This window comes from Nocardioides eburneiflavus, from assembly GCF_004785795.1.
GTDB classification, from domain to species: domain Bacteria; phylum Actinomycetota; class Actinomycetes; order Propionibacteriales; family Nocardioidaceae; genus Nocardioides; species Nocardioides eburneiflavus.
Genome location: NZ_SRRO01000001.1, coordinates 1,597,015 through 1,619,827, shown reverse-complemented (window position 1 = coordinate 1,619,827; position 22,813 = coordinate 1,597,015). Strand labels below are relative to the sequence as shown.

At 73.6% G+C, this 22,813-nt stretch carries 22 protein-coding genes; 6 read left to right on the top strand and 16 right to left on the bottom strand.

What is annotated here, in order from left to right; all coding sequences use genetic code 11:
* Window positions 1-34: 34 nt before the first annotated feature.
* Both EXE59_RS07610 and EXE59_RS07605 read right to left on the bottom strand, forming a co-directional pair.
* Entirely contained in the window at window positions 35-448 is a 414-nt protein-coding gene (locus tag EXE59_RS07610) for a VOC family protein (protein ID WP_135838366.1), read from the bottom strand.
* The gene (locus tag EXE59_RS07605) at window positions 445-1,248 is read right to left on the bottom strand and encodes a trans-aconitate 2-methyltransferase (protein ID WP_135838365.1); all 804 of its coding nucleotides are present in this window, start codon (window positions 1,246-1,248) and stop codon (window positions 445-447) included. Before EXE59_RS07605 ends, EXE59_RS07610 begins: the two co-directional genes overlap by 4 nt.
* A 216-nt stretch (window positions 1,249-1,464) precedes the next feature.
* Between EXE59_RS07605 and EXE59_RS07600 the strand changes: the two genes are divergently transcribed.
* Complete coding sequence (locus EXE59_RS07600; protein WP_135838364.1) at window positions 1,465-1,950, top strand: MarR family winged helix-turn-helix transcriptional regulator; 486 nt, start codon at window positions 1,465-1,467, stop codon at window positions 1,948-1,950.
* A gap of 88 nt (window positions 1,951-2,038) precedes the next feature.
* On the opposite strand, the gene EXE59_RS07595 is transcribed toward EXE59_RS07600, so the two are convergent.
* The 8 genes from EXE59_RS07595 to rsmI all read right to left on the bottom strand — a co-directional run bounded on the left by EXE59_RS07595 (window position 2,039) and on the right by rsmI (window position 11,362).
* Window positions 2,039-3,868, bottom strand: coding sequence for an ABC-F family ATP-binding cassette domain-containing protein (locus tag EXE59_RS07595; RefSeq protein ID WP_135838363.1), 1,830 nt, complete (start codon window positions 3,866-3,868; stop codon window positions 2,039-2,041).
* A gap of 204 nt (window positions 3,869-4,072) precedes the next feature.
* The gene (locus EXE59_RS07590; protein WP_135838362.1) at window positions 4,073-5,611 is read right to left on the bottom strand and encodes a flotillin family protein; all 1,539 of its coding nucleotides are present in this window, start codon (window positions 5,609-5,611) and stop codon (window positions 4,073-4,075) included.
* A gap of 45 nt (window positions 5,612-5,656) precedes the next feature.
* Complete coding sequence (locus EXE59_RS07585; protein WP_135838361.1) at window positions 5,657-6,154, bottom strand: hypothetical protein; 498 nt, start codon at window positions 6,152-6,154, stop codon at window positions 5,657-5,659.
* A gap of 123 nt (window positions 6,155-6,277) precedes the next feature.
* On the bottom strand, window positions 6,278-7,189 hold the full coding sequence (locus tag EXE59_RS07580) for a 4-(cytidine 5'-diphospho)-2-C-methyl-D-erythritol kinase (protein WP_135841174.1): 912 nt from the start codon (window positions 7,187-7,189) through the stop codon (window positions 6,278-6,280).
* A 1-nt stretch (window position 7,190) separates the two neighbouring features.
* Entirely contained in the window at window positions 7,191-8,063 is an 873-nt protein-coding gene (gene rsmA, locus EXE59_RS07575) for a 16S rRNA (adenine(1518)-N(6)/adenine(1519)-N(6))-dimethyltransferase RsmA (protein ID WP_135838360.1), read from the bottom strand.
* A gap of 127 nt (window positions 8,064-8,190) precedes the next feature.
* Window positions 8,191-9,333, bottom strand: coding sequence for a resuscitation-promoting factor (locus EXE59_RS24805; protein WP_281280297.1), 1,143 nt, complete (start codon window positions 9,331-9,333; stop codon window positions 8,191-8,193).
* Between the two features lie 279 nt (window positions 9,334-9,612).
* Window positions 9,613-10,545 (bottom strand): TatD family hydrolase, encoded by a 933-nt coding sequence (locus tag EXE59_RS07565; RefSeq protein WP_135838359.1) that lies wholly within the window; start codon window positions 10,543-10,545, stop codon window positions 9,613-9,615.
* The gene (gene rsmI, locus EXE59_RS07560; RefSeq protein WP_135838358.1) at window positions 10,532-11,362 is read right to left on the bottom strand and encodes a 16S rRNA (cytidine(1402)-2'-O)-methyltransferase; all 831 of its coding nucleotides are present in this window, start codon (window positions 11,360-11,362) and stop codon (window positions 10,532-10,534) included. The genes EXE59_RS07565 and rsmI overlap by 14 nt, the downstream gene beginning before the upstream one ends.
* A 100-nt stretch (window positions 11,363-11,462) precedes the next feature.
* Between rsmI and EXE59_RS07555 the strand changes: the two genes are divergently transcribed.
* Entirely contained in the window at window positions 11,463-12,908 is a 1,446-nt protein-coding gene (locus tag EXE59_RS07555; protein WP_135838357.1) for a PhoX family protein, read from the top strand.
* Window positions 12,909-12,939: 31 nt separating this feature from the next.
* On the opposite strand, the gene EXE59_RS07550 is transcribed toward EXE59_RS07555, so the two are convergent.
* Window positions 12,940-14,643 carry a PKD domain-containing protein gene (locus EXE59_RS07550; RefSeq protein ID WP_135838356.1) on the bottom strand — a complete coding sequence of 568 codons (1,704 nt, stop codon included), beginning with the start codon at window positions 14,641-14,643 and terminating at the stop codon, window positions 12,940-12,942.
* A gap of 159 nt (window positions 14,644-14,802) precedes the next feature.
* Here EXE59_RS07550 and EXE59_RS07545 point away from each other — a divergent pair, with 159 nt between their 5' ends.
* Entirely contained in the window at window positions 14,803-16,386 is a 1,584-nt protein-coding gene (locus EXE59_RS07545; protein ID WP_246056595.1) for a dolichyl-phosphate-mannose--protein mannosyltransferase, read from the top strand.
* A gap of 159 nt (window positions 16,387-16,545) precedes the next feature.
* The gene (locus tag EXE59_RS07540) at window positions 16,546-16,779 is read left to right on the top strand and encodes a hypothetical protein (RefSeq protein ID WP_135838354.1); all 234 of its coding nucleotides are present in this window, start codon (window positions 16,546-16,548) and stop codon (window positions 16,777-16,779) included.
* 30 nt (window positions 16,780-16,809) lie between these two features.
* Here EXE59_RS07540 and EXE59_RS07535 read toward each other — a convergent pair whose 3' ends face one another.
* Entirely contained in the window at window positions 16,810-17,679 is an 870-nt protein-coding gene (locus EXE59_RS07535; protein ID WP_246057050.1) for a LysR family transcriptional regulator, read from the bottom strand.
* 86 nt (window positions 17,680-17,765) lie between these two features.
* On the opposite strand from EXE59_RS07535, the gene EXE59_RS07530 reads away from it, so the two are divergent.
* Window positions 17,766-19,019 (top strand): MFS transporter, encoded by a 1,254-nt coding sequence (locus EXE59_RS07530; RefSeq protein ID WP_246056593.1) that lies wholly within the window; start codon window positions 17,766-17,768, stop codon window positions 19,017-19,019.
* Window positions 19,020-19,068: 49 nt separating this feature from the next.
* Here the strand turns inward: EXE59_RS07530 and EXE59_RS07525 are convergent, their stop codons facing one another.
* Window positions 19,069-19,680 carry a hypothetical protein gene (locus EXE59_RS07525; protein WP_135838351.1) on the bottom strand — a complete coding sequence of 204 codons (612 nt, stop codon included), beginning with the start codon at window positions 19,678-19,680 and terminating at the stop codon, window positions 19,069-19,071.
* A gap of 44 nt (window positions 19,681-19,724) precedes the next feature.
* On the opposite strand from EXE59_RS07525, the gene EXE59_RS07520 reads away from it, so the two are divergent.
* Window positions 19,725-20,381, top strand: coding sequence for a Type 1 glutamine amidotransferase-like domain-containing protein (locus tag EXE59_RS07520; RefSeq protein ID WP_135838350.1), 657 nt, complete (start codon window positions 19,725-19,727; stop codon window positions 20,379-20,381).
* Window positions 20,382-20,404: 23 nt separating this feature from the next.
* Here the strand turns inward: EXE59_RS07520 and EXE59_RS07515 are convergent, their stop codons facing one another.
* Genes EXE59_RS07515 through EXE59_RS07505 form a run of 3 tightly spaced genes read right to left on the bottom strand, consistent with a single transcriptional unit; the run spans window position 20,405 to window position 22,808 of the window.
* Window positions 20,405-21,019 (bottom strand): energy-coupling factor transporter transmembrane component T family protein, encoded by a 615-nt coding sequence (locus EXE59_RS07515; protein WP_135838349.1) that lies wholly within the window; start codon window positions 21,017-21,019, stop codon window positions 20,405-20,407.
* Window positions 21,016-21,699: an energy-coupling factor ABC transporter ATP-binding protein gene (locus EXE59_RS07510; protein ID WP_342777198.1), complete on the bottom strand. Its 684-nt coding sequence runs from the start codon at window positions 21,697-21,699 to the stop codon at window positions 21,016-21,018. The genes EXE59_RS07515 and EXE59_RS07510 overlap by 4 nt, the downstream gene beginning before the upstream one ends.
* On the bottom strand, window positions 21,693-22,808 hold the full coding sequence (locus EXE59_RS07505) for a thiolase family protein (RefSeq protein ID WP_246056592.1): 1,116 nt from the start codon (window positions 22,806-22,808) through the stop codon (window positions 21,693-21,695). The genes EXE59_RS07510 and EXE59_RS07505 overlap by 7 nt, the downstream gene beginning before the upstream one ends.
* Window positions 22,809-22,813: the final 5 nt, after the last annotated feature.

Below are 22,813 nucleotides of genomic sequence, written 5' to 3'. Positions count from 1 at the left end.
AGGCACGGACGCTAGATGTTAATGAGAATCATTGTCAAATAGGTCGTGGTGCGGACTGGAGCACCTCCACCCGGTTGCCGTGGGAGTCGAAGGTGTGCAGCCGCAGGTGGCCCGGGAAGGTCGTGCGCTGGCCCTCGTCGACCTCGAAGCCGCCGTCGCGGAGACGGGTTGCCACCGTGTTGAGGCGCCGTCCTGAGCCTGTCGAAGGGTCGTCGACGACGAAGGCCGGGTGGGCCTTGCGCGCCGGGGCGAACGGGTCCTCGACGCCGACGTGCAGCTCGGCGGTGACAGCACCGGAGCCGTCGTACGCCCGGAACCAGCAGCCACCGCGCGCGACCAGGTCGGCCGGCTTGTCGACCTCCGTCAGGCCGAGCGCATCGGCGTAAAAGCGCCGGGCCGCGGCCTCGCCCCCGGGCGGGCAGGCAACCTGGACGTGGTGCAGCCTCATCGGACCGGCACGCCCTGGGGCTTGCGCGCGACCACGAAGATCCGGCGGAACGGCAGGACCACCCGGCCGGCCCCGTCCGCGGGGTAGGCCTCGCGCAGCAGCGCCTTGAACTCGTCCTCGAACCGGGGGCGCAGGTCGTCGGGCAGGGCCTGGAGGGTGGGGCGCGCCCCGGTCCCAGAGACCCAGTCGAAGACCGGGTCCTCCCCGGTGAGGACGTGCAGGTAGGTCGTCTCCCACGCATCGACGTCGCAGCCGAGGTCGAGCAGCACCCGGGCATACGTCGCGGGGTCGTGGCTGGCGGGCACGCGGGCGTCGCGCACGTGCTGGGCGTACGGCTCCTGGGCGGCGAGGTCCGTACGGGCGGTGTGGCTCGGCTCGTCGAAGTTGCCCGGCACCTGGAAGGCGAACCACCCGCCGGGCGCGACCCGGTCGAGCAGGCCGGGCAGCAGGTCGAGGTGCCCGGGGACCCACTGGAGGGTCGCGTTGGAGACGAGCACGTCGATCGGCGCGCGCAGCGCGAGGGGGTCGGGCTCGGCCCAGTCGCGCAGGTCGCCGACCTCCCACCGGATGCCGATGATCTCGCTCGCGGTCGCGATCATCTCGGGACTGCTGTCGACGCCGGTCACCCGCGCCCCGCGCCACCGCTCGGCCAGGAGGGAGGTGAGGTTGCCGGGGCCGCAGCCGAGGTCGACGACCTCGCGGGGCGTCTCGGCGGGGACCCGCGCGAGCAGGTCGACGAACGGCCGGCCGCGCTCGTCGGCGTACGCGAGGTAGCGGTCAGGGTCCCAGGCGTGGCTCATCTGCGTCCTCCCTCGTGGGTCGTCGGTCCACACCCCCGGACGGTAGTCCGCTGCGCATGGCCGGTGAAGTGGCCTCATCGAGCGGTCTTTCGCAGCGGACTACCCGGAGGGCTGTGGACGACTCCCAGTCCCAGTGTCTTGATGTCGAGATAACCTCAGCCTCCGCCCGAACTGTCTCGATGTCAAGATTCTCGACCGATCTGGCAGAATGCCGCCATGCGTGACGAGGTGGACGACCTGGTCGAGGCCTGGGGCCGCGAGCGCGGCGACCTCGACCTCGCGCCCGTCGAGGTGTTCTCCCGCATCAGCCGCCTGGCCCGCCACCTCGACCTCGCCCGCCGCGACGCGTTCACCGCCCACGGCATCGAGTCGTGGGAGTTCGACGTGCTGGCCGCGCTGCGGCGCGCCGGGAGCCCGTACGAGCTCTCGCCCGGCCGGCTGCTGCGCGAGACCCTCGTGACCAGCGGCACGATGACCAACCGGGTCGACCGGCTCACGGGGCGCGGCCTCGTGGAGCGGCTCCCCGATCCCCACGACCGGCGCGGGGTCCTGGTGAGACTGACCCCCGAGGGCAAGGCGGCCGTCGACGGGGCCTTCGAGGCGCTGCTCGCGGCCGAGGCCGACCTGCTCGCCGACCTCTCCGCCGCCGAGCGCACCCGCCTGGCCGGCCTGCTGCGCTCGCTGCTCGCGCCCTTCAGCTGAGCCCTGCGGAGACGCGCGGACAGAGGTCAGGCGGCGAGAGGCTCGCCACGCTCACCGCACCGCCCGCGCGGGAGTTGTGTCCGCGCGTCTACTCGACGACCTCGGAAGCCTCGAGCCACTCCAGCTCCAGCTCCTCCTTCTCGGCCGCCAGCTCGCCGAGCCGGGCGCCGACCCGCGCGAGCAGGTCGTAGTCACTGAGGTTGGCCTCCATCTCGGCGTGCAGCTCCGCCTCGCGGGCGGCGATGCGCTCGAGCTGCTTCTCGACCTTGGCGAGCACCTTGCGGGCCGCGCGGTCCTCGGCGGAGCCCGGGCGTGCCTTTTGCTGAGGCCCATGGCCGGTGTCCGCGTGCGGCGCTCCGGGCCTCGACTCGCCCGTCGCGACCTCGTTCCTCGCGACCCGCTGCTCGCTTGACCTCGCGGTCTGCTGCTCGCTTGACCGCCGCTCGAGGTACTCGTCCACGCCCCGCGGCAGCATCGAGACCTGCCCGTCGCCGAGCAGCGCCCACGTCGAGTCGGTGACGCGCTCGAGGAAGTAGCGGTCGTGCGAGACCACGATCAGGGTGCCCGGCCAGGAGTCGAGGAAGTCCTCGAGGACGTTGAGGGTGTCGATGTCGAGGTCGTTGGTCGGCTCGTCGAGGAGCAGCACGTTGGGCTCGATCAGCAGCAGCTTGAGCAGCTGGAAGCGCCGCCGCTCGCCACCGGAGAGGTCGCCGAGCCGGGCGGTGAGCCGGTCCCCGGTGAAGCCGAAGCGCTCCAGCAGCGAGGTCGCGGTGATCTCCTGGCCGTCGATGGTCTTCGTGACCCGGCGGATCGACTCGACCGTCGGCAGCACCCGCGCCTCGGGGTCGATCTCGTCGAGCGCCTGGGTCAGGTGCTGCATCTCGACCGTGCGGCCGTGCTTGACGCGGCCCACGTCGGGCGGCAGCGCTCCGGAGATGAGGGAGAGCAGCGAGGTCTTGCCGGCGCCGTTGACCCCGACGATCCCGATCCGGTCGCCCGGTCCGATGCGCCAGGTGGCGTGGCGGAGCAGCTCCCGCTCACCCCGGCTCAGGTCGACGTCCTCGATGTCGATGACGTCCTTGCCGAGACGCTGGCTGGCGAAGCGCTGCAGCTCCATCCGGTCGCGCGGCGGCGGCACGTCGTCGATCAGCGCGTTGGCGGCGTCGATGCGGAACTTCGGCTTGGACGTACGCGCCGGCGGGCCGCGCCGCAGCCACGCGAGCTCCTTGCGGGCGAGGTTCTGCCGCCGCGTCTCCGAGGCCGCGGCCTGGCGCTGGCGCTCGGCCTTGGCCAGGACGTACGCCGCGTAGCCGCCCTCGTAGGCGTCGACCGCCCCGTCGTGGACCTCCCACGTGGTCTGGCAGACCTCGTCGAGGAACCAACGGTCGTGGGTCACCACGATCAGCGCGCTCGGGAGGCTGACGAGGTGGGAGGCGAGCCACGCGACGGCCTCGACGTCGAGGTGGTTGGTCGGCTCGTCGAGGATCACCAGGTCGTGGCGCGAGAGGAGCAGGGCGGCGAGGGCGCAGCGGCGGCGCTCACCGCCGGACAGCCCGACGACGGCGCGGTCGAGCGTGACCCCGGCGAGCAGCTCCTCGACGACCTGGCGGGTGGTCGGGTCGGCGGCCCACTCGTGGTCCTCCCGGCCACCGAGCACCGCCTCGCGGACGCTGTGGGTGTCGACGAGCTCGTCGCCCTGGTGGAGGTAGCCGATCTCGATCCCGCGGGTGCGCGAGACCCGGCCCGCGTCGGGCTGCTCGATGCCGGTCATCACCTCGAGCAGGGTGGTCTTGCCGTCGCCGTTGCGGCCCACGACGCCGACCCGCTCCCCCACCGAGATGCCGAGGGAGACGTCGTCGAGCAGCGGCCGCACGCCGTAGGACTTCGAGACGCGCTCGAGGTTGATGAGGTTCGCCATGTCCGGGCGATCCTCTCAGGTGCGCCCCAGCCTCCGCAGGTCGGCGTACGCACTCACCCAGCGGTGACCCAGCCACCTTTCCGCACGAGCGGACGTGGGTGGGCCACCGCCAGGCCGGCGGGTCCCCGGTGACACGCCCGCGAGCGGTGACCCAGCCACACTCTCGGGCTCAGGAATGTGGGTGGGCCACCGCTCGAGCCGGGCCTAGCGGACGGGCTGGCCGTCCGCCGCCGGCGCCGCCCCGTCGAGCTGGGCGGGCGACTCGTCGGTGCGGGCGTACTTCTGGATCAGCTGCTCGACGTCGAGACCCGTGGTCGTCTTGAGCAGCTCCATGGTCTGGACGAAGTTGGTGGTCACCTGCTTGGGCAGCTCGCCGGCGCCGTCGGCGGAGATGACGGTCAGCTTGTCGATGCCGGCCATCGGGCGGGCGAGCTCGGCGGCCACCTTGGGCATCACCTCGATGAGCATCTGGAGCACGGCGGCCTCGTTGTAGCCGGCGAAGGCGGCGGCCTTCTTGTCCATGGCCTCGGCCTCGGCCTGGCCGGCGGCGAGGATCGCGGCGGCCTGCGCCTCGCCCTCGGCGCGCAGCGCGTCGGCCTCCGCGACTCGGCGGGCCTTCTCGGCCTCACCGCGCTTGGCGCCCTCGATGGCCTCGGCCTCGGCGAGCGCGGACCGACGGGACTTCTCGCCCTCACCGGTCAGGCGGGCCTTCTCGGCCTCTGCCTCGGCGTTGGCGATGGAGGACGCCTTGCGGGCCTCGGCCTCGAGGATCTCGGAGCTGCGACGCCCCTGGGCCTCGGTCTCGACGCGGTAGCGCTCGGCGTCGGCGGGCTTGCGGACCTCGGTGTCGAGCTGTCGCTCCTTCAGCGCCGCCTGTCGTACGGCGACCTTCTCCTGCTCGAGCAGGACGGCCTGGTCGCGGTCGGCCTGGGCGAGCGGGCCGGCGGCCGCGGCCTGCGCGTTGGCGGCGTCGGTCTCGGCCTTGATCTCGGCGTTCTTCAGCGCCAGCGCCCGCTGGGTGACGGCGATCTCCTGCTCGGCCGCGATGCGCGCCTGCTCGGCGGCCTGGCGGGCGTTGGCCTCCGCGATGGAGGCGAGCTGGTTGAGCTTCGCGGCCTCGGGGCGACCGAGGTCGGCGAGGTAGGAGCCGTCGTCGGTGATGTCCTGGATCTGGAAGGTGTCGAGCACCAGGCCCTGGCCGGTGAGGGACGACTCGGACTCCTCGGCGACGCGCTGGGCGAAGGCGGCGCGGTCGCGGATGATCTGCTCGACCGACATCGAGCCGACGATCGAGCGCAGCGCACCGGCGAGGACCTCCTGGGTGAAGGTCTCGATCTCCCCCTGCTGGCTCAGGAAGCGCTGGCCGGCCGCGCGGATGGAGTCCTCGTTGCCGCCGACCTTGACGAGCGCGACGCCGTCGAGGTTGAGCTTGATGCCCTGCCCGGAGACGGCACCGCGGATCTGCACCGAGATCCGCCGCGACGACAGGTCGAGCGTCGCGAGGCGCTGGACGAACGGGATGACGAACACGCCGCCGCCCATGACGACCTTCTGGCCGGACAGGTCGGTCGAGATCTCACCGGTCTCCGGGTTGCGCACCTCGCCCTTGCCCTTGCGGCCGGTGACGATGAACGACTCGTTGGGGCCGGCCACCTTGTAGCGCGTGGTGACCAGCAGCGCCAGCAGCACCAGGAGGACGAGGAGGCCGATCACGGAGGTGACGACCGGGGACAGATCGAACATGGGAGGTGCTCCTAGCAAGAGAGGCGTACGTGGCGGGTGCTGGGTTCAGGGGAGGAAGAGCGGCTCGACCTGGACGGCCGTGGGCGAGATGACCTGGGTGACGCTGACCTGGGTGCCGGCCGGCACGGCGGCGCTCGAGCGGGCGTTGAGCCGGGTGAGGTGGCCGCCGACGCTGATCGAGACGACGCCGAAGCCGTCCTCGGGGATCGCGCTGACGACCGAGCCGATCTTCTCGACCATGTCGGCGGTGCGGACGGTGTCACCCTCGCCGTCGCCGTGGAGGAACCGCGACGCCCGGGCCGCCAGGGCGCCGAGCAGGACGCCGAGGACGAGGCCGATGACGACCGCGAGCGACGTCGAGCCGGTGGTCTCCAGCGCGATGGCGCCACCGAAGCCGAGGGCGCCGAGGAAGCCCGCGAGCGCCTCGGTCGAGAAGAAACCGGCACTGAGGCCCTCGAGCGCGCCGTCGAGCACGTCACCGACGACCAGCGCGACAAGGAGAAGCAGGACGCCGGCGGCCCCCACGATCAAGAACACGGTCATGACGCCTCCCCCGGTCGTCCGTGCGGCACCGACTCGATGCCGCGCACAACATAGCGGGATGCTGCCCCGTTCGCGGCAGTTCATGCCTCCCCGGTCCGAGCGAACGAACCGCCCGGTCGGGGGTCAGCCGGTGGTGACGACGTGCGCACCCGCGACAGGGCCCATCGCGGGGAGCACCACGTCGTACGTCGCCGACAGCCCGGCGGCCACGGCCATGGCCTCGTCGCGGCCCTCGCAGAGGAAGACGCAGGTCGGGCCGGAGCCGCTCACCATCCCGCGGAGCGCTCCCTCGACCTCGCCCCGCTCGATGAGGGTGCCGAGCTCGGGGCGCAGGTCGATCGCGGGCTCCTCGAGGTCGTTGCGCAGGGTGCGGGCGAGACGTACGGGCTCGCCGGTGGCCAGCGCGGCGAGGAGCTCGGTCGGCTCGGCGGGCTGCGACGGCGCGTCGGGGCGGAGCACGTCGAAGTGCCGGTAGACCGCGGGGGTGGACAGGCCCGTGTCGGAGGGGACGACGACCCACCACCACGTGCCGGCGTCCTCCACGCGCTCGACGACCTCGCCCCGACCGCGGCCCCGCGCCGTACCGCCCACGAGGGAGAACGGCACGTCGCTGCCCAGCCGGGCGGCCTGCGCGAGGAGGACCTCGTCGGACTGGTCGAGACCGTGCAGCCGGTCGTGGGCGAGCAGGGCGGCCGCCGCGTCGGCGGAGCCGCCAGCCATGCCCCCGGCGACCGGGATCCGCTTGCCGATCCGCACCGTGTGCGCGCCGCCGCAGGCCACCTCGGCCAGCGCGCGGACCGCGATGTTGGAGGCGTCGGTCGGGATGCCGGCGACGTCGACGTAGGGCGGGCCGTCCACCGCGAGGGAGTCCGCGTCGGCCGCGGCCAGCGTCAGGTCGTCGTAGAGGTCGATCGCCGTGTAGACGGTGTCGAGCGGGTGGAAGCCGTCCGGACGAGGCGCACCGACCGCGAGGTGCAGGTTGATCTTGGCCGCCGCGCGTACCGTGACGGGTTTCGAGGCTCGCTCCGCTCGCACCTCAACCACCGATGTCTCGCAGGCCCTCGGCGATCCGGGCGAAGTCGTCGACGTCGAGCACCTCGCCCCGTGCCGTCGGGTCGACGCCCGCTGCCTCGAGCGCCGCGGTCGCGGCCTCGGCCGAGCCGGCGAGCCCGCGCAGCGCGGCGCGGACCTGCTTGCGGCGCTGGGCGAACGCCGCGTCCACCACCGCGAAGACCTGCTCGCGCGTGGCGGTGGTCTGCGGGGGCGCGCACCGCGTCCAGGCCACGAGCCCCGAGTCGACGTTGGGGGCGGGCCAGAAGACGTTGCGCCCGATGGCGCCGGCCCGGCGTACGTCGGCGAACCAGGCCGCCTTGACGCTGGGCACGCCGTAGGTCTTGGACCCGGGCCGGGCGGCCAGCCGGTCGGCGACCTCGGCCTGCACCATCACCAGGCCGCGCTCGAGGGAGGGCAGCAGGGTGAGGAGGTGGATGAGGACGGGGACCGAGACGTTGTAGGGGAGGTTGGCCACGAGCGCCGTCGGCGGCGGACCGGGCACCTCCTCGATGCGCATCGCATCGGCGAGCACGACCTCGAAGCGGTCGGCCTGCTCGGGGGCGTGCGCCGCGATGGTCGCCGGCAACCGCTCCGCGAGGAGCGGGTCCACCTCGATCGCGATGACGCGACGGGCGACCTCGAGCAGCGCGAGGGTCAGCGAGCCGAGCCCGGGACCGACCTCGACGACGACGTCGTCGCCGGTGATGGCGGACTCGCGCACGATGCGGCGCACCGTGTTGGCGTCGATGACGAAGTTCTGTCCGCGCTGCTTGGTCGGCCGCAGGTCGAGCTCGGCGGCCAGCCGACGCACCTCGGCCGGCCCGAGGAGCCTCGGGCCGGCCGGGTTCGTGGTCATGGGGCTGAAGCCTAGTGGTGGGTCACGACACGCCGCTCGCTGCGCTCGCTTGCTGCTCGACCACCGATCTTCCCGCTGGTCGAGTAGCCGAGCGAGGGACGAGCCAGGCGTATCAAGACCTGGCTCCTCAGCGGGGCAGGCCGAGCTTGACGGCGCAGCCCGGCCAGGAGCCGTAGCCGCCGGTCGCGGCGCGCAGCTTCTCCGCGATGGCGATCTGCGTCTCGCGGGACTGCTGGTGCGGGTAGCCCGGGCCGCCGTACGCGCGCCACGTGCTGAGGCTGAACTGGAGGCCGCCGTAGTAGCCGTTGCCGGTGTTGATGGCCCAGTTGCCGCCCGACTCGCACTGCGCGAGGGAGTCCCACACGGTGCTGCCGCCGGCGAAGTTGCTGGTGGGCTCCTCCTTGGTGCCGACCTTGACGATCGTCGGGACGGCCTTCACCCGGACGTCGGCCTCGACGACCTTGCGGGCGACCAGCTCGCCGTTGACGAAGCGGAGGCGGTACGTGACCTCGCGGACGCCGTCCTTGCCGGACTGCACGACCTCCTCCTCGCCCTCGAACATGCTGTCGTCCTCGCGCTCGATGACGGGCGCGTCGACGACCTCGCGCGCGACCCGCTTGGTCGCGAGGCGGATGTCCTTGACGACGACCTTGTCGCCGTCGGCGATCTCGGTGGTGAGCGAGGGGGTGACCTTGTCGTGCTTGTCGACCTCGAAGCCCATCGACTCCAGGACGTCGGCGACGGTCAGCGCGGTGAGCGTGCGCTTGCGGAGGTCCTTCGCGCCGAGCTTGAGATGGACGACCTTGGGGGTGACGACCTCGAGCGTCAGGCCGCTGCGGCCGATCGAGGAGCTGCGGCTGGCGGACAGGTCGGCGCCGTCGAAGCGCCGGCCGATCTCGCCGAGGGCGCTCGCGACGCTGGTCGAGTTCACCCAGTAGGTCTTCGAGTCGCCGTCGACGGAGAGCTCGAGCGGGCGGCCGAACTGGACCGCGATGGCCGAGCCGTCGGTGACGGTCTCGTCGACGGACGGGGCGACCAGGTCCTTGTCGGTGACTTCGATGCCCTCCGCGGCGAGCACGTCGGCGACGGTGTCACCGATGGCGCTGACCTGACGGGTCTGCCCGTCGAGGGTGAGGGTCACGTCCTTGCTGAGGGCGGCGTAGCCGACCGTGGTGCCTGCGACGGCGGCCACGACGACCCCGACGAGGGTCGCGAGGACTGCCGTGGAGTTGAGCCTGGACCTGCTGAGCTGCGCGAGACGAGAGCGCACGATTCTCCGAACGTCGTACTCCCCGGGCCTCGGGCGGCAGCACCCCCCGGCCGATCGTGCGCGGCAGCCATGGAACGAGCGTCCGTGGAGCCGTACGACGTGCGAGCGGGGGTCTCGCTGGACCGGCCCGATCCGGTCCACGTGCTGCCGGATATCGCTCCCGATCCCGGCCAACAATCACAAGACGATAACGACGATCGCCCCTGACGCAAACTCGAACCGGAGAAAATGGTGCGTGTCACCGCTCACGGCGAGGGTCACCGGGCGCCTGCCGGGCGCCTACCAAGGGCCCCCGAAGGCGGCCTCGGTGTTGGCGTCGACGGCCCGGCAGAGCTCCCCGAGGTCGGCCTGCAGCACCTCGGCCATGGCCCGCACGGTGTGCGGGACGAGGTAGGAGGCGTTGGGGCGCCCGCGGTAGGGCACCGGGGTCAGGAACGGCGCGTCCGTCTCGACGAGCACGCGGTCGCGGGGCGTGACGGCGAGGGCGTTGCGCAGGTGAGCGGCGTTCGTGAAGGTCACGGTCCCGGCGAAGCTCAGGTACGCGCCGCGGTCGAGGCACTGCCGCGCGAAGGTGTCGTCCCCGGAGAAGCAATGCATCACCCAGCGCTCCGGCGCCCCCTCCTCGTCGACGATCCGCAGCACGTCGTCGTGGGCGTCCCGGTCGTGGATGACGAGCGTCCTGCCGAGGCGCTTGGCGAGGTCGATGTGGCGGCGGAAGCTCTCCTCCTGCGCGGCCCAGCCCGCGTCGCCCGTGCCGCTCTGTGCGTGGCGGAAGCGGTCGAGGCCCGTCTCGCCGACCGCACGCACCTTGTCGTGGGCCGCGGCGAGCTGCTCGATCTCGGCGAGGGCCTCGTCCAGGCGGCCGGCCTCGGCGAGCCGCGGCGCCTCGTTGGGGTGCAGCGCGACCCCTGCGACGAGCGCGTGGTGCTCGGCGGCCGCGGCGACGGCCCACCGGGCGCCGGGCAGGTCGCACCCGATCTGCACGATGCGCGGCACCCCCACGGCAGCGGCGGCCGCGATGGCGTCCGCGGTGGAGACCCAGTCGCCGTCGGCGATGTCGAGGTGGCAGTGGTTGTCGACCACCGGGTGCGGCAGGGGCTCGGGCGCCGGGGGGCGCTCGCGGTCCCGGCGGGCGCCGGTCTTCTCCTCGGTGGCCGCACGGGAGCGGGTGGGCCCGGGGCCCCGGTCAGCGGTCTGGTCAGCGGTGGACAACGTCGTACACCTCTCTCTTGGGCAGGCCGGCGCGCCGGGCGACCTCGGCGATGGCCTCCTTGCGGGTCGAGCCGGAGGCCTCGAGGTCGGCGACGGCCGTACGCAGTGAGCCGGGGTCGCTGTCGACGGCGGGGCCGCCGCTGGCCCCCTCGACCACGATGGTCACCTCGCCGCGCACGCCGTCCGCGGCCCACGCGACGAGCTCGGCCAGCGGGCCGCGGCGGACCTCCTCGTGGGTCTTGGTCAGCTCGCGGCACACGGCTGCCCGGCGGTCGTCGCCGAGGGCCTCGGCCATCGCCTCGAGGGCGGCCTCGGTGCGGTGCGGCGCCTCGAAGAACACCATCGTGCGCTCCTCGGCGGCCAGGGCGGCGAGCCGGCGACCGCGCTCCCCCGCCTTGCGCGGCAGGAAGCCCTCGAAGCAGAAGCGGTCGACGGGCAGGCCGCTCACGGCGAGCGCGGTGAGCACGGCGCTGGGTCCGGGGACGGCCGTGACGCGTACGTCGTGCTCGACGGCCGCGGCCACGAGCCGGTAGCCCGGGTCGGACACGCTCGGCATCCCGGCGTCGGTCACCAGGACGACGCGGTCACCGGCGAGCAGGGCCTCGAGCAGGACGGGCGTACGCGCTTGCTCGTTCCCCTCGAAGTAGGAGACGACGCGCCCGGCGAGGGTGACGTCGAGGTCGGCACAGAGCCGCTTGAGGCGGCGGGTGTCCTCGGCGGCGACCACGTCGGCGCCGGCGAGCTCGGCGGCCAGCCGGGGCGGTGCGTCGCCGGCCTGCCCGATCGGGGTGCCCGCGAGGACCAGGACGCCTTCCATGAGGTTCACCGTAGATGCTCCCCAGCGGGGTTCCGCCACCGCGCCCACAGGCCTAGCGTGACGAGATCCCGTCCCTCTACTTGTCGGAGGTCCCGCCACCATGCAGCTCAACCGTCGCACCGCCATCAAGGGAGCCCTGGGAGGCGCCCTCGTCGCCGGCCCGTTCGCCGGCTTCGCCAACGCCGCGGCCCTCTCTCGCACCGGGGCCCTCGCCGGCGCCGCCGTCGGCACGCTCGTGCCTGTTCCGGACTCCCGGGACGGCGTCGTCCGCCTCGACCTGCCGGCGGGCTTCTCCTACCGCTCCTTCCACGACACCAGCACGCCGGTGACGCTGCGCGACGGCACCCGTCTCCCCGGCCGGCACGACGGCATGGGCGCCTTCGCGGGCCCGGGCGGGTCGGTGCTGCTCGTGCGCAACCACGAGGTCAACAACCCCCAGCCGGCGTTCGGCCCCACCAAGCCGTACGACAAGCGGGGCGGCGGCGGGACGACCACGATCCAGGTGACGAGGTTCAGCGAGGTGCAGGACGCCTACACCAGCCTGAGCGGCACGATGATGAACTGCAGCGGCGGCCAGATGCCGTGGGGCGCCTGGGTGACCTGCGAGGAGACCGTCAACGGTCCCGACGTCGGGCCCGACTTCACCGGCGCGTCCAACGTGCCGTTGCAGAAGCGGCACGGCTACGTCTTCGAGGTGCCGGCGGGCGGGCTCGCCGACGCGCGACCGCTCCGCAAGGCGGGCAGGTTCGCGCACGAGGCGGTGTCGTACGACCCGGACGAGGGGATCCTCTACCTCACCGAGGACAACTTCGCCTTCCCGTCGGGCTTCTACCGCTACGTCCCGCGCGCGCGGCGCGACCGGCACCGCAACCTCGACCACAACGGCCAGCTGCAGATGCTCGCGGTCAGGGGCCGCCCGCAGGCCCACCTCGAGGCGCACCAGGACACCACGACCGTCCACGACGTCGAGTGGGTCGACATCGACGAGCCGGACTTCGAGTTCGACCACACCCCGGGCGAGCCGGCGCCGACGAGCAACGACACCGCGCTCAACTTCGTCGGCGACCAGGGGCGGGCCAGGGGGGCCGCGCACTTCTCGCGCTGCGAGGGCCAGGTGTTCGACGACGGCGTCGTCTACTTCACCGCGACCCAGGGCGGGGGGCCGGCGATGACCGGTCCGGACAACGCGAACGGCTACGGCCGTGGCTTCGGGCAGGTCTGGGGCTACGACACCCGCAGCCAGACCCTGCGCTGCGTCTTCCAGTCCGAGAGCCGCGATGTGCTCGACTTCCCCGACAACGTCACGACCAGCCCGCGGGGCACGCTCGTGCTGTGCGAGGACCACGACCAGGGCAACTTCCTGCGCGGGCTGACCACCGACGGCGACCTCTTCTCCATCGCCCGCAACGCGATGGCCGGGCGCGAGGGTGACGAGTTCGCGGGGTCGACGTTCAGCCCGGACGGCCACACCCTGTTCGTCAACATCCAGGCCAGCCGCGGCCTGACCTTCGCGATCTGGGGTGACTGGGCCTCGATCGGGGTCTGATCCGAGCCTGACCGGGCCTGACCGGGTCAGCTCAGCGCCGCACCCGGAACCGCCAGGTCCGTGCGGCCCGGTTGCCCGCCGCGTCGCGGACGACCAGGCGTACGACGTGGCGGCCGGGTGCGAGCGCTCGCGCCGGGCGCCACCGCACGAGGCCGCGCCGGGCGTCGTACGACAGGCCCGGGACGCGGCGGCCGTCGAGGCGGAGCACGACCGCCTTCCTGCGGATGCCGGAGGCGCTGTCGAGCACGCGCGCGCGGACCGTCGGCCGTGCGGTGCGGACCGCGCGCCGCGGGCCGATCCTCGAGATCCGCGGCGGGGTCGTGTCCGCGACCGTCGCGGGTGGCTGCGTGGCTGGCGGGGTGGCGGTGCCGCCGACGACGACCTGCACGCTGTCGGCGACGGACCCGTGGCCGGCGTGCGCGCCCGAGCCGCGCGACACGGTGACCGTGGCCGTGTAGGTGCCGGGAGCGGCGTACGTGTGGTCGGGGTCGGCACCGGTCCCGGTGCTCCCGTCCCCGAAGCTCCAGCTGTAGGCCAGGTCCGCCGTGCCGGGCGCGAGGTCGGCGCAGCCGATGCGCAGCGCCGGGTTGGTCGGGTCGTGGACCACCACCGACACCGCGAGCGGCCCGGCGCGCATCGGCTTGGTCACCTCGACCAGCCCGCTGGAGCCGGCGGCGTCGGCGGTGAAGGCCGGCCAGATCTCGTTGGGCTCGGCGAATCCCTGCGTGGTGTCGAACCGGAAGTGGGACCCGCCCCGCTCCACGGCGCACGGCTTCTCGTGCACGTGCACGGGGTGCGCGGCTCCGGGTCGCGCGCCGGTGACGAGGAGCGAGGTGTAGGTCTCGTCCCGTCTGCGCACCAGCACCGCGGTGCCGTCGAGGTCGGCGTCCTGCTCCTGCGCCTCGGCGAACGGCACCACGCTGCCGGTCGTGGTGACCTGCGTCGAGAAGCGGACCGACAGGGGCGCCACGCCCGTCGCCGGAGCCACCCTCGCGTCGATCGCGGGCAGCGCGCCGTCGTCGACCGGCGGCTCCGGCTCGCCGGGCTCGGCCTCGCCGGTGACGGTGATCGCGAAGTCGTCCTCGTGCAGCCCGCCGCGGCCGTCACTGACTCGCAGGCGGACGACGTACGTCCCGGGTGCGGCCCAGGCGTGCATGGCGTGGTCGGTGTGGGCCGCCGGGCCGCCGGCGCCGAAGTCCCACGACACCGCGACCACGTCGCCGTCGGGGTCCGTGGCGTCGGCGGTCGCGTGCACGGCCTCCCCGACCCCCACCTCGGTGGGGGTGACGACCGGCGCCGCCGTCGGGGCCGAGTTGCCGCCGGGGTCGACGACCACGACGGTGCCGGTCATGACGGTGCCGTGCAGGGAGCAGGTGTAGCGGTAGGTGCCCGGGCGGGTGAAGGTGCGCCGCACCGGCTCCCCGCCGGGCTCGCGGTACTCGGCGAGCGGCTCGTCCCACACGCTCTCCCACGGGTCGGTGGGCGCCAGGGAGGTCAGGTCATGGCCCTGGGTGGCCCGGTCGAACTGCCACTCGACGGTGTCGCCGACGGCGATCGTCACGACCGACGTGCCGGTGTCGACGGAGTCCCAGCGGTTGCTCGTGGGCTCGTCGACCGCGTCCACCACCCACGTACGCTCCTCCGCCGCGGCCGCCCCGCTGGTGGGGAGTGCGAGGGCGAGGGACGACGAGAGCAAGGAGGCGACGAGCAGGAGCACGACGGTGACGCGGGACATGGCGACCTCTCGTGAACGACATGCCGAACACAGTTCGTATGTCTGAATCAGGTTCGACGAGTCTCGACCGTGACCGCCGTCACGTCAAGGTCCGTCCCGCCTGCGCGGACACCCGCGGCGCGCCCCGGACGTGCGGGCGGCTCTGGTTACAGTTCCGGCGTGACCCCGACAGCCGCCGAGCGGAATCGCCCGCGCTGGCGGTCGGAGGACCCGGTGCCCGGCTGGCTGGGCGCGATCGCCCTCGCGGGCCTGGCCTTCTTCCTGCGTCGCCGGCACATCGGCACCCCGCACCAGTTCTCCTTCGACGAGACCTACTACGCCAAGGACGCCTGGTCGCTGCTCCACCACGGCTACGTCCGCACCTACGTCGAGGACGCCGACAAGACGATCCTCAACGGCAACCTGACGGGCCTGTTCGCGGACACCCCGTCGATGGTCGTGCACCCCGAGGTCGGCAAGTGGGTGATCGCCAGCGGCATCGAGGTCTTCGGGATGGACCCGGCGGGCTGGCGCACCGCCTCGGCCGTCGTCGGCGCCCTCATGGTGCTCGTGATGTGCCGCTTCGTCCGGCGGGTCACCGGCTCGACCGTCCTTGGCCTCGTCGCCGGCCTGCTGCTCTCGATCGACGGCCTCCAGCTCGTGCTGTCGCGGCTTGCCCTGCTCGACATCTTCCTCGCGTTCTTCCTGCTCTGCGGCGTGCACTGCGTGGTGGCCGACCGGCAGTGGCTGCGCGACCGGCTGGCCTCGGAGCGGGCCTGCAGCCGCTGGCTCTCCTGGTGGCGACCGTGGCTGCTGGTCGGCGGTGTGGCGTTCGGCCTCGCGTGCGGCACCAAGTGGTCCGGCGCGTACACCCTCGCCGCCTTCGGGCTGCTCGCCTGGCTGTGGAGCGCCGGCGCGCGTCGCGCCTTCGGCGAGCGCCGCCCGCTGCTGCGCTCGGTCCTCCTCGACGGTGTCCCCGCCTTCGTCGCGCTCGTCGGCGTCGCCCTCGCGACGTACGTCGCGTCCTGGACCGGCTGGCTGATGCACGCCGAGGCCTACGAGGAGGCCTTCAGCAACACGCAGTACACCTCCCACGGCGGCGGCGACCCCTGGCCGACGGCGAGCGAGCCCGACGCCGAGGGACTCGGCGAGGTCACCCAGTCACTGCGGTCGCTGTGGTCCTACCACCAGGACGTCTACACCTTCCACAGCCACTTCCTCGACGACTCCACCCACATCTACCAGTCGAAGCCGTCGACGTGGCTGGTGATGGGCCGACCCGTCGGGGTCGACGCCCAGACCGACATCCAGCCCGGCTCGCAGGGCTGTGCGGCGCCGTCCGGGTCGAGCTGCATCCGCCAGATCCTGCTGATCGGCAACCCGGTCATCTGGTGGGGCGGGTGCCTGGCGATGTTCGCCTCGGTGCTGCTGTGGATCGGCGCCCGCGACTGGCGCCACGGCGTCGCGGTCGTCGGGCTGGCGAGCACCTGGCTGCCGTGGTTCGCCTTCGACGACCGGCCGATCTTCCTCTTCTACGCGATCACCTGCCTGCCGTTCGTCGTGCTGTCGGTCGTGCTGGCGATGGGTCACCTGATCGGCTCCTCCGACGTGCCGACACCCCGGCGTACGTTCGGGGTGGTGGTCGCCGGCAGCTACACGGTGCTGGCCCTCATCGCCTTCGCCTGGTTCTGGCCGATCTGGACCGACGAGCTGCTGACCAAGGCCGAGTGGGACGCCCGCATCTGGTTCCAGCGCTGGATCTGAGCCGGACCAGACCCGCCCGGTCGAACCCGGCAGGAACAACCGAGGTTCCATCAAGATCAACCGCAGTTGGGCAGTCGCGCATTCTCTTTCGTGTAGCGGACGGCGACGATGGATCAACCCCGGGCCACCGGGGTCGACGCCACGGGAGGGAGCGTTGCGATGGACTCCACGATGATCCACGTGTGCCTGCAGACCGAGGGTGCACCCACCCTCGAGGGGCACGAGGTCGGCGAGCGCTGGGTGTGCTCGTGCGGGGACAACTTCGTCTACCGGGAGGGCTTCAACCGCGCCGGCTACCCGAGCCTCGAGTGGTGGCCCGCCCCGCCCGCGCCGGTGGTCCCGCAGCCGCGCAACGCCAAGCGCCGCCTGCTGTTCGGCCCCCGCAAGGGCTGATCCACCACGCTGATCGACTGAGGCCGGCGCTCAGTCGGCCCACGCCCGGCCGCGTACGAACTCCACGAACCGCGCCGCCGGTGGCGCGAGCGGTCTCTCGGGGCGCCAGGTGAGCCCGATGGTCCGGGTCGCCGACGGCGACGCGAGCGCGAGCCCGACCGACCCCGAGAGCCCCGCGAACGCCTCGGGCACGATCGCGACGCCGAGGCCCGCGGCGACCAGCCCCTCGATGGTGGCGAGGTCGGCGCTCTCGAAGGAGACCGGTGGGCTGACGCCGGCCTCGTCCAGCAGCGCCCGCACGAGTGCGCTGTGGCCGAATCCCGGCGGCGTCGTCACGAGCTCGTCGTCGGCCAGCTCGGCCAGGTCGACCCGGGTCCGGCGGCGGAGCCGGTGCGTCGGCGGGACCACCACGACGAGCCGCTCCCGCTGGACCGGCAGCCAGCCCAGGTCGGGGGCGCGCTCCATCGTGAGCCCGAGCTCGACGGCGCCGCGGTCGAGGTCGCGCCGGATGTGGTGGGCCGGCTCCTGGCTCAGCACGACCTTCACCCCCGGCGCGTCGGCGTGGAAGGCGCGCAGCAGCCGCGGCACCAGGGTGGTGGCCATCGAGTCGAGGAAGGCCAGCCGCACCAGACCGGCGTCGGGGTCGAGGCGGTTGGCGAGGTCGGCCCGCAGCTGGTCGTGACGGGCCACGAGGTCGCGTGCCGCGTCGAGCACGAGCTGGCCGTCCGGGGTGACCTCGACGCCCGTCGGGGTCCGCTCGAAGATCCGCACGCCGAGGTCGTCCTCGAGGCGTGCCAGCGCCCGCGACAGCGTCGGCTGGCTGGTGCCGAGCGCGGCTGCGGCGCCGGTGACGTGCCCGGTCTCGCCGAGCTGCACCAGCCACGCCAGGTCGCGGACCATCACGAGCGCGATCATACGCGTGGCGCATGACTTGCACGCCCGCGCGACATTGGACGCATGGCCGCGCGAGGCGCACCATCGACCGGGTGACCACCACCGACCGGACCGACCTGCGCACGGACGCCGCCACCTCGGCGTACCGTCCGGGCAGCGCGGGCTACCGCCGTGTCTTGGCGGCGGTGTTCGCGGCAGGGATGGCGACCTTCGTCCTGCTCTACGACGTGCAGGCGCTGCTGCCCGAGCTGGTCGAGGCGTACGCCCTGACGCCGGCCCGCGCGACCCTCGCGCTGTCGCTGACGACCGCCACGCTCGCGGTGGCCCTCCTGGTCGTGGGGCCGTTGTCGGAGCGGGTGGGCCGCACCCCTCTCATCCATGCCGCCCTCTGGTCGGCCGCCGTCGTGGGCGTCGCGTGCGCGCTGGCGCCCACGTGGGAGACGCTGCTCGGTCTGCGGATGGTGCAGGGCGTCACCCTCGCCGGCCTGCCTGCGGTCGCCACGGCGTACCTCCGCGAGGAGCTGCACCCGTCGGCGCACGGACGCGCCTTCGGGCTCTACATCGCCGGGACCGCCCTCGGCGGGATGGCCGGGCGAGTGGTGACGGCACCGATCGCCGGCGTCGCAGGGTGGCGCTGGGGCCTGGCCGCCGCGGCACTGTTCGCGCTGGCCTGCGCCGCGCTGGTGGCCTGGCTGCTGCCCGCCTCACGACACTTCGTACGCCGGCCCGCGGGCGCCCGTGCCGTCCTCGCCGGCGCGCGGGACGCCGTCTCCGACCGGGCGCTGGTGGCGCTGTACGTCCTCGGGGCCTGCGGCATCGGCACCATGGTCGCGGTCTTCAACGGCCTCGGCTTCCGGCTCAGCGCGGCGCCCTACGACCTGCCGGTCGGCACGATCAGCCTCGTCTACCTCGTCTACGCCCTGGGGTCCGTGAGCTCGGCGGCGTCCGGCCGGGTCGCCGACCGCATCGGCCGCCGCGCGACGATCCCGGCCGGGTGCGCGCTCGCACTGGCCGGCGCCTGGCTGACCCTCGCCAGCGCGCTGCCGGTGATCGTGCTCGGGATGGCCGCGCTCACGGTCGGGTTCTTCTGCGTCCACGGTGTCGCCAGCGGCTGGGTCACCTCCCGGGCCCACCTCGCGGGCGTCGGCACGGCCCAGGCCGCGGCGTTCTACGCGTTCGCCTACTACGTCGGCGCGTCGGTCAACGGCTGGCTCGGCAGCGCCGCATGGAGCCGTGCCGGCTGGCCAGGCGTGGTGGCGCTGGCCTCGGCGCTGCTGCTCGCCGTGTGCGCGATGGTGGTCGTGCTGCGGCGCACCCCCGCGCTCGCACCGCCGGGCAGCGGCTGAGCCCGGCCCCGCCTCACCAGGCGCCTTACCAGGCGCCTCACCAGGCTTCTCACCAGGCGCCGGGGAACCGGTCCGAGCCGGCGATCACGAGCAGCCCGACGACGACGGAGGCCCCGGCGGCGACCAGCACGGTGCGGCCCAGGTGGCGCTGGCCGGGGACGACCAGGAGGACCAGGCCGACGAGCGCGCCGAGCACCGGCAGCACCCACAGCGGCACGACGGAGCTGAGCGCGAGGGCGCCGACGGCGATCCCGGCGCCGCCGATGGCCGCCGGGGCGAGCGCGACGGGACGCGGGCCGCGCGGGAGCCCGACCTCGGTGACCGGGCCCGACGCCGGGAGCTGGTCGGGGGCGAGGACCCGCAGCAGGAGGGTGATCGTGGCCGGGTCGGCCACCACCACGACGTCGCGGTAGCGGTCGGCGACGGCGTGGCGGCGTACGACCTCGTCGAGGCGGTGCCCGCGGTCGACGTCGGGGAACCGTACGGGGGCCAGCTCCGTCTCGGGGTGCGCGTCGTGGCGCAGGCCCTGGACGATGCGCTTGCCCTCGGCGGTCGGCGCGGTGAGCACGACCGCCGACGACCCGATGCGCGCCCGCACGCGCTGCACCTCGGCCGGGTCGGCCTGCGTGCTGACCACGAGGATCCGCTGGTACTCGGTCACGGGGAGAACCTAGACCTGCCGGGACCTCTGCGACGATGCCGGGCATGAAGCTCCTGCTCACCTCCGGCGGCGTGACCAACGACAGCATCCGCGCGGCACTCGTCGACCTGCTCGGCAAGCCGATCGAGGAGGCGACCGCCCTGTGCATCCCGACCGCGCAGTGGGGTCACCCGATGTGCGGCCCGGAGTCGGTGCGCCGCTTCGTCACGGACGGCTCGCCCGCGACGATGACCGGGCTCGGCTGGAGGTCGGTCGGGCTGCTGGAGCTCACCGCGCTTCCCATGATGGCGCGCGAGCGGTGGGAGCCGTGGGTCAGGGACGCGGACGTGCTCCTCGTCGACGGCGGCGAGGCGACCTTCCTGGCGCACTGGGTGCGGTCGTCCGGCCTGGTGGACCTGCTCCCCTCCCTGGCCGACACCGCGTGGGTCGGCGTCAGCGCCGGCAGCATGGTGATGACGCCTCGCATCGGTGAGCTCTTCGTCGAGTGGCGTCCCCAGGACGGCGACCGCACGCTCGGCGTCGTCGACTTCTCGATCTTCCCGCACGTCGGGCTGTTCCCCACCAACACCATGGCGGCCGCCGAGGAGTGGGCGGCCGGCCTGGGCAACCCGGCGTACGCCCTCGACGAGCAGTCCGCCGTGCTGGTCGACGGCGACCGGGTCGAGGTCGTCTCCGAGGGCGAGTGGCGACACTTCGCCTGAGCTCGCCCGACGGGGCCTGCCGGTCAGTCGGCTGCGCCGCGGGCCACGAGGGCTTCGCCCAGCTCGTCGGCGCGACGCAGGGTGCGGACGAGCAGGGGCACGACGAGAGCGCGGGGGCTGGACTCCAGGCCGCGGGCGCGCTGGGCGTCGCGCACCTCTGCGGCGAGCTCGATGACCAGCGGTACGCAGCGGATGGCGAGGCTGAGCAGCAGGCCCACCCGGACGGGGTCGACGCCGACGACGCGCAGGGGCCGGCACAGGGTGACGACGACGTCGACGAGGTCGGTGGTGCGGGTGGTCAGCGTGACGAGGTTGGCCAGCAGGACCAGGGCGAGGATGACGCCGACGAGGACGGTGGTGCGGGCCCACCCGATGACGAGGAGCTGGAAGACCGAGAGCGGGACGAGCATCCACAGCAGGGGCCGCAGCATGTCGGTGACCACGCGTGCCGGGACCCTGCCGAGGGGGTGGAGGGCCAGGACGGTCACGAGCGCCGCCGCGGTCTGGGCGGGTGTGTCGACCCAGACCGAGCCGGCGCCGGCAGCGGCCAGGGCGCCGAGCTTGGCGCCGGCGGGCAGCCGGTGCAGCGGCGAGGTCCCCGGGAGGTAGAGCCCGAGCGTCCCGACCGTCGCGGTCATGCCATCAGCTCCCGGTAGATCTTGACCGACTCCTGCGGCGGGCCGTCGTGCACGAGACGGGTCTCGTCGAAGACCAGGACACGGTCGAAGTCCGTGAGCAGGTCGAGGTGGTGGGTCACCAGGACGACCTGCTGGGGCAGGTGGGCGACGGTGTCGGCGACCATCCGGCTGTTGCGCAGGTCGAGCAGCGTGGTCGGCTCGTCCATCACGAGGAGGTCGGGCGCGGTGGCGAGGACGGAGGCCAGGGCGAGGAGCTGCTTCTGGCCGCCGGAGAGCTGGTGGGCGGCGTGGTCGGCGTACGCACCGAGGCCGTAGTCCGCCAGCACGTCCCGCACCCGCGCCGCCGCCTCGCCCTTGGACATCCCGCGACGCCGGAGCCCGAACGCGACGTCCTCGGCGACGGTGGGCATCACGATCTGGGAGTCGGGGTCGGTGAAGCAGAAGCCCACCCGGCGGCGTACCTCGCGGCCGTCACGTGCGGTGTCCCATCCGCCCACGACCACCGTGCCGCTGGAGGGGAGGACGAGGCCGTTGAGGAGCCGCGCGAAGGTTGACTTGCCCGAGCCGTTGGCCCCGACGACGCCGATGCGGTGCTCCTCGAGGCGGACGTCGACCTCGCGGAGGGCCGGGGTCTCCCGGCCCGGGTAGACGTGCGAGACGCCGGTGACCTCGATCAGCACGACTCCACCACCATTGCGACGCCCTGCCCACCGCCGGCGGCGATGGCGGCCAGGCCCAGGCCCCCCGCTCCCTGCGCGACCAGCTGGGAGAACAGCCGGACCACGAGCACCGCACCCGAGGCACCCCACGGGTGACCGAGGGCGAGCGCGCCGCCCTCGACGCACACCCGGTCCGGGTCGAGGTCGAGCTCGTCGCAGCACGCCAGCACCTGCCCGGCGAACGCCTCGTTGAGCTCCACGACGTCGATCCGGTCCAGCGGCGCGCCGGCCCGCTCGAGCGCGAGCCGGACGGCGGGGACCAGCCCGCGCCCCGGGCGCGTGGGGTCGACACCGACGGTGGCGCTGGACAGCACCCGCAGCCCGGGCAGGCCCAGCCGTTGGCTCATCTCTGCGCTGACCACCGCCACGGCGGCGGCACCGTCGCTGACCCCGCACGAGTTCCCCGCGGTCACCGTGCCCTCGGGCCGGAAGGCGGCGGGGAACCGCGAGAGCCGCTCGACGGTGAGGCCGGCGCGCGGTCGCTCGTCGCGCGTCAGCCCGCCCACCGGCACCACCTCGCGGTCGAAGACGCCGGCGTCCCGGGCGGCCGCGGCCTGGCGGTGCGAGCGGGCGGCGTACGCGTCCTGCCGCTCGCGGGTCACTCCGGCCTCCTCGGCCAGCAGGTCGTTGGCCAGCCCCATGTCCACGTCCGCTGGCGCAGGGGCGAACGGGGCACGCTCGTAGCGCACCGGCTCACCTCCGTCCTCCGGTGGCCAGGACCTCCACGGCGCCGTGCTGGCCGACTCGGCACCGCCGGCGAGCACGGCGCTCGCCCCGCCACGGACGAGGTGGGCGGCGAGGCCGACGGCGGCGAGACCGCTCGCGCACTGGCGGTCCACCGTGAGCGCCGGGACCGAGCTGGGGAGTCCGGCGGCGAGCGCCGAGACCCGGGCGACGTTGCCGCCGGGGCCCAGGCAGTTGCCCAGCACGACCTCGTCCACGTCGTGCGGGTCGAGGCCGGCGCGATCGATGACAGACCCCAGGACCGGTGCTGCGAGCTGCTCCACACTGAGCCCGGCGAGGGCGTGGCCGGCCGTGCCGATCGGCGTACGGGCCACCGCGACGACCACCGCCG

Coding starts and splice junctions, on each gene's coding strand:
- EXE59_RS07610 (WP_135838366.1), bottom strand. CDS start 448: ATGAGGCTGCACCACGTCCAGGTTGCCTGCCCGCCCGGGGGCGAGGCC.
- EXE59_RS07605 (WP_135838365.1), bottom strand. CDS start 1,248: ATGAGCCACGCCTGGGACCCTGACCGCTACCTCGCGTACGCCGACGAG.
- EXE59_RS07600 (WP_135838364.1), top strand. CDS start 1,465: ATGCGTGACGAGGTGGACGACCTGGTCGAGGCCTGGGGCCGCGAGCGC.
- EXE59_RS07595 (WP_135838363.1), bottom strand. CDS start 3,868: ATGGCGAACCTCATCAACCTCGAGCGCGTCTCGAAGTCCTACGGCGTG.
- EXE59_RS07590 (WP_135838362.1), bottom strand. CDS start 5,611: ATGTTCGATCTGTCCCCGGTCGTCACCTCCGTGATCGGCCTCCTCGTC.
- EXE59_RS07585 (WP_135838361.1), bottom strand. CDS start 6,154: ATGACCGTGTTCTTGATCGTGGGGGCCGCCGGCGTCCTGCTTCTCCTT.
- rsmA (WP_135838360.1), bottom strand. CDS start 8,063: ATGACCACGAACCCGGCCGGCCCGAGGCTCCTCGGGCCGGCCGAGGTG.
- rsmI (WP_135838358.1), bottom strand. CDS start 11,362: ATGGAAGGCGTCCTGGTCCTCGCGGGCACCCCGATCGGGCAGGCCGGC.
- EXE59_RS07555 (WP_135838357.1), top strand. CDS start 11,463: ATGCAGCTCAACCGTCGCACCGCCATCAAGGGAGCCCTGGGAGGCGCC.
- EXE59_RS07550 (WP_135838356.1), bottom strand. CDS start 14,643: ATGTCCCGCGTCACCGTCGTGCTCCTGCTCGTCGCCTCCTTGCTCTCG.
- EXE59_RS07540 (WP_135838354.1), top strand. CDS start 16,546: ATGGACTCCACGATGATCCACGTGTGCCTGCAGACCGAGGGTGCACCC.
- EXE59_RS07535 (WP_246057050.1), bottom strand. CDS start 17,679: ATGGTCCGCGACCTGGCGTGGCTGGTGCAGCTCGGCGAGACCGGGCAC.
- EXE59_RS07520 (WP_135838350.1), top strand. CDS start 19,725: ATGAAGCTCCTGCTCACCTCCGGCGGCGTGACCAACGACAGCATCCGC.
- EXE59_RS07515 (WP_135838349.1), bottom strand. CDS start 21,019: ATGACCGCGACGGTCGGGACGCTCGGGCTCTACCTCCCGGGGACCTCG.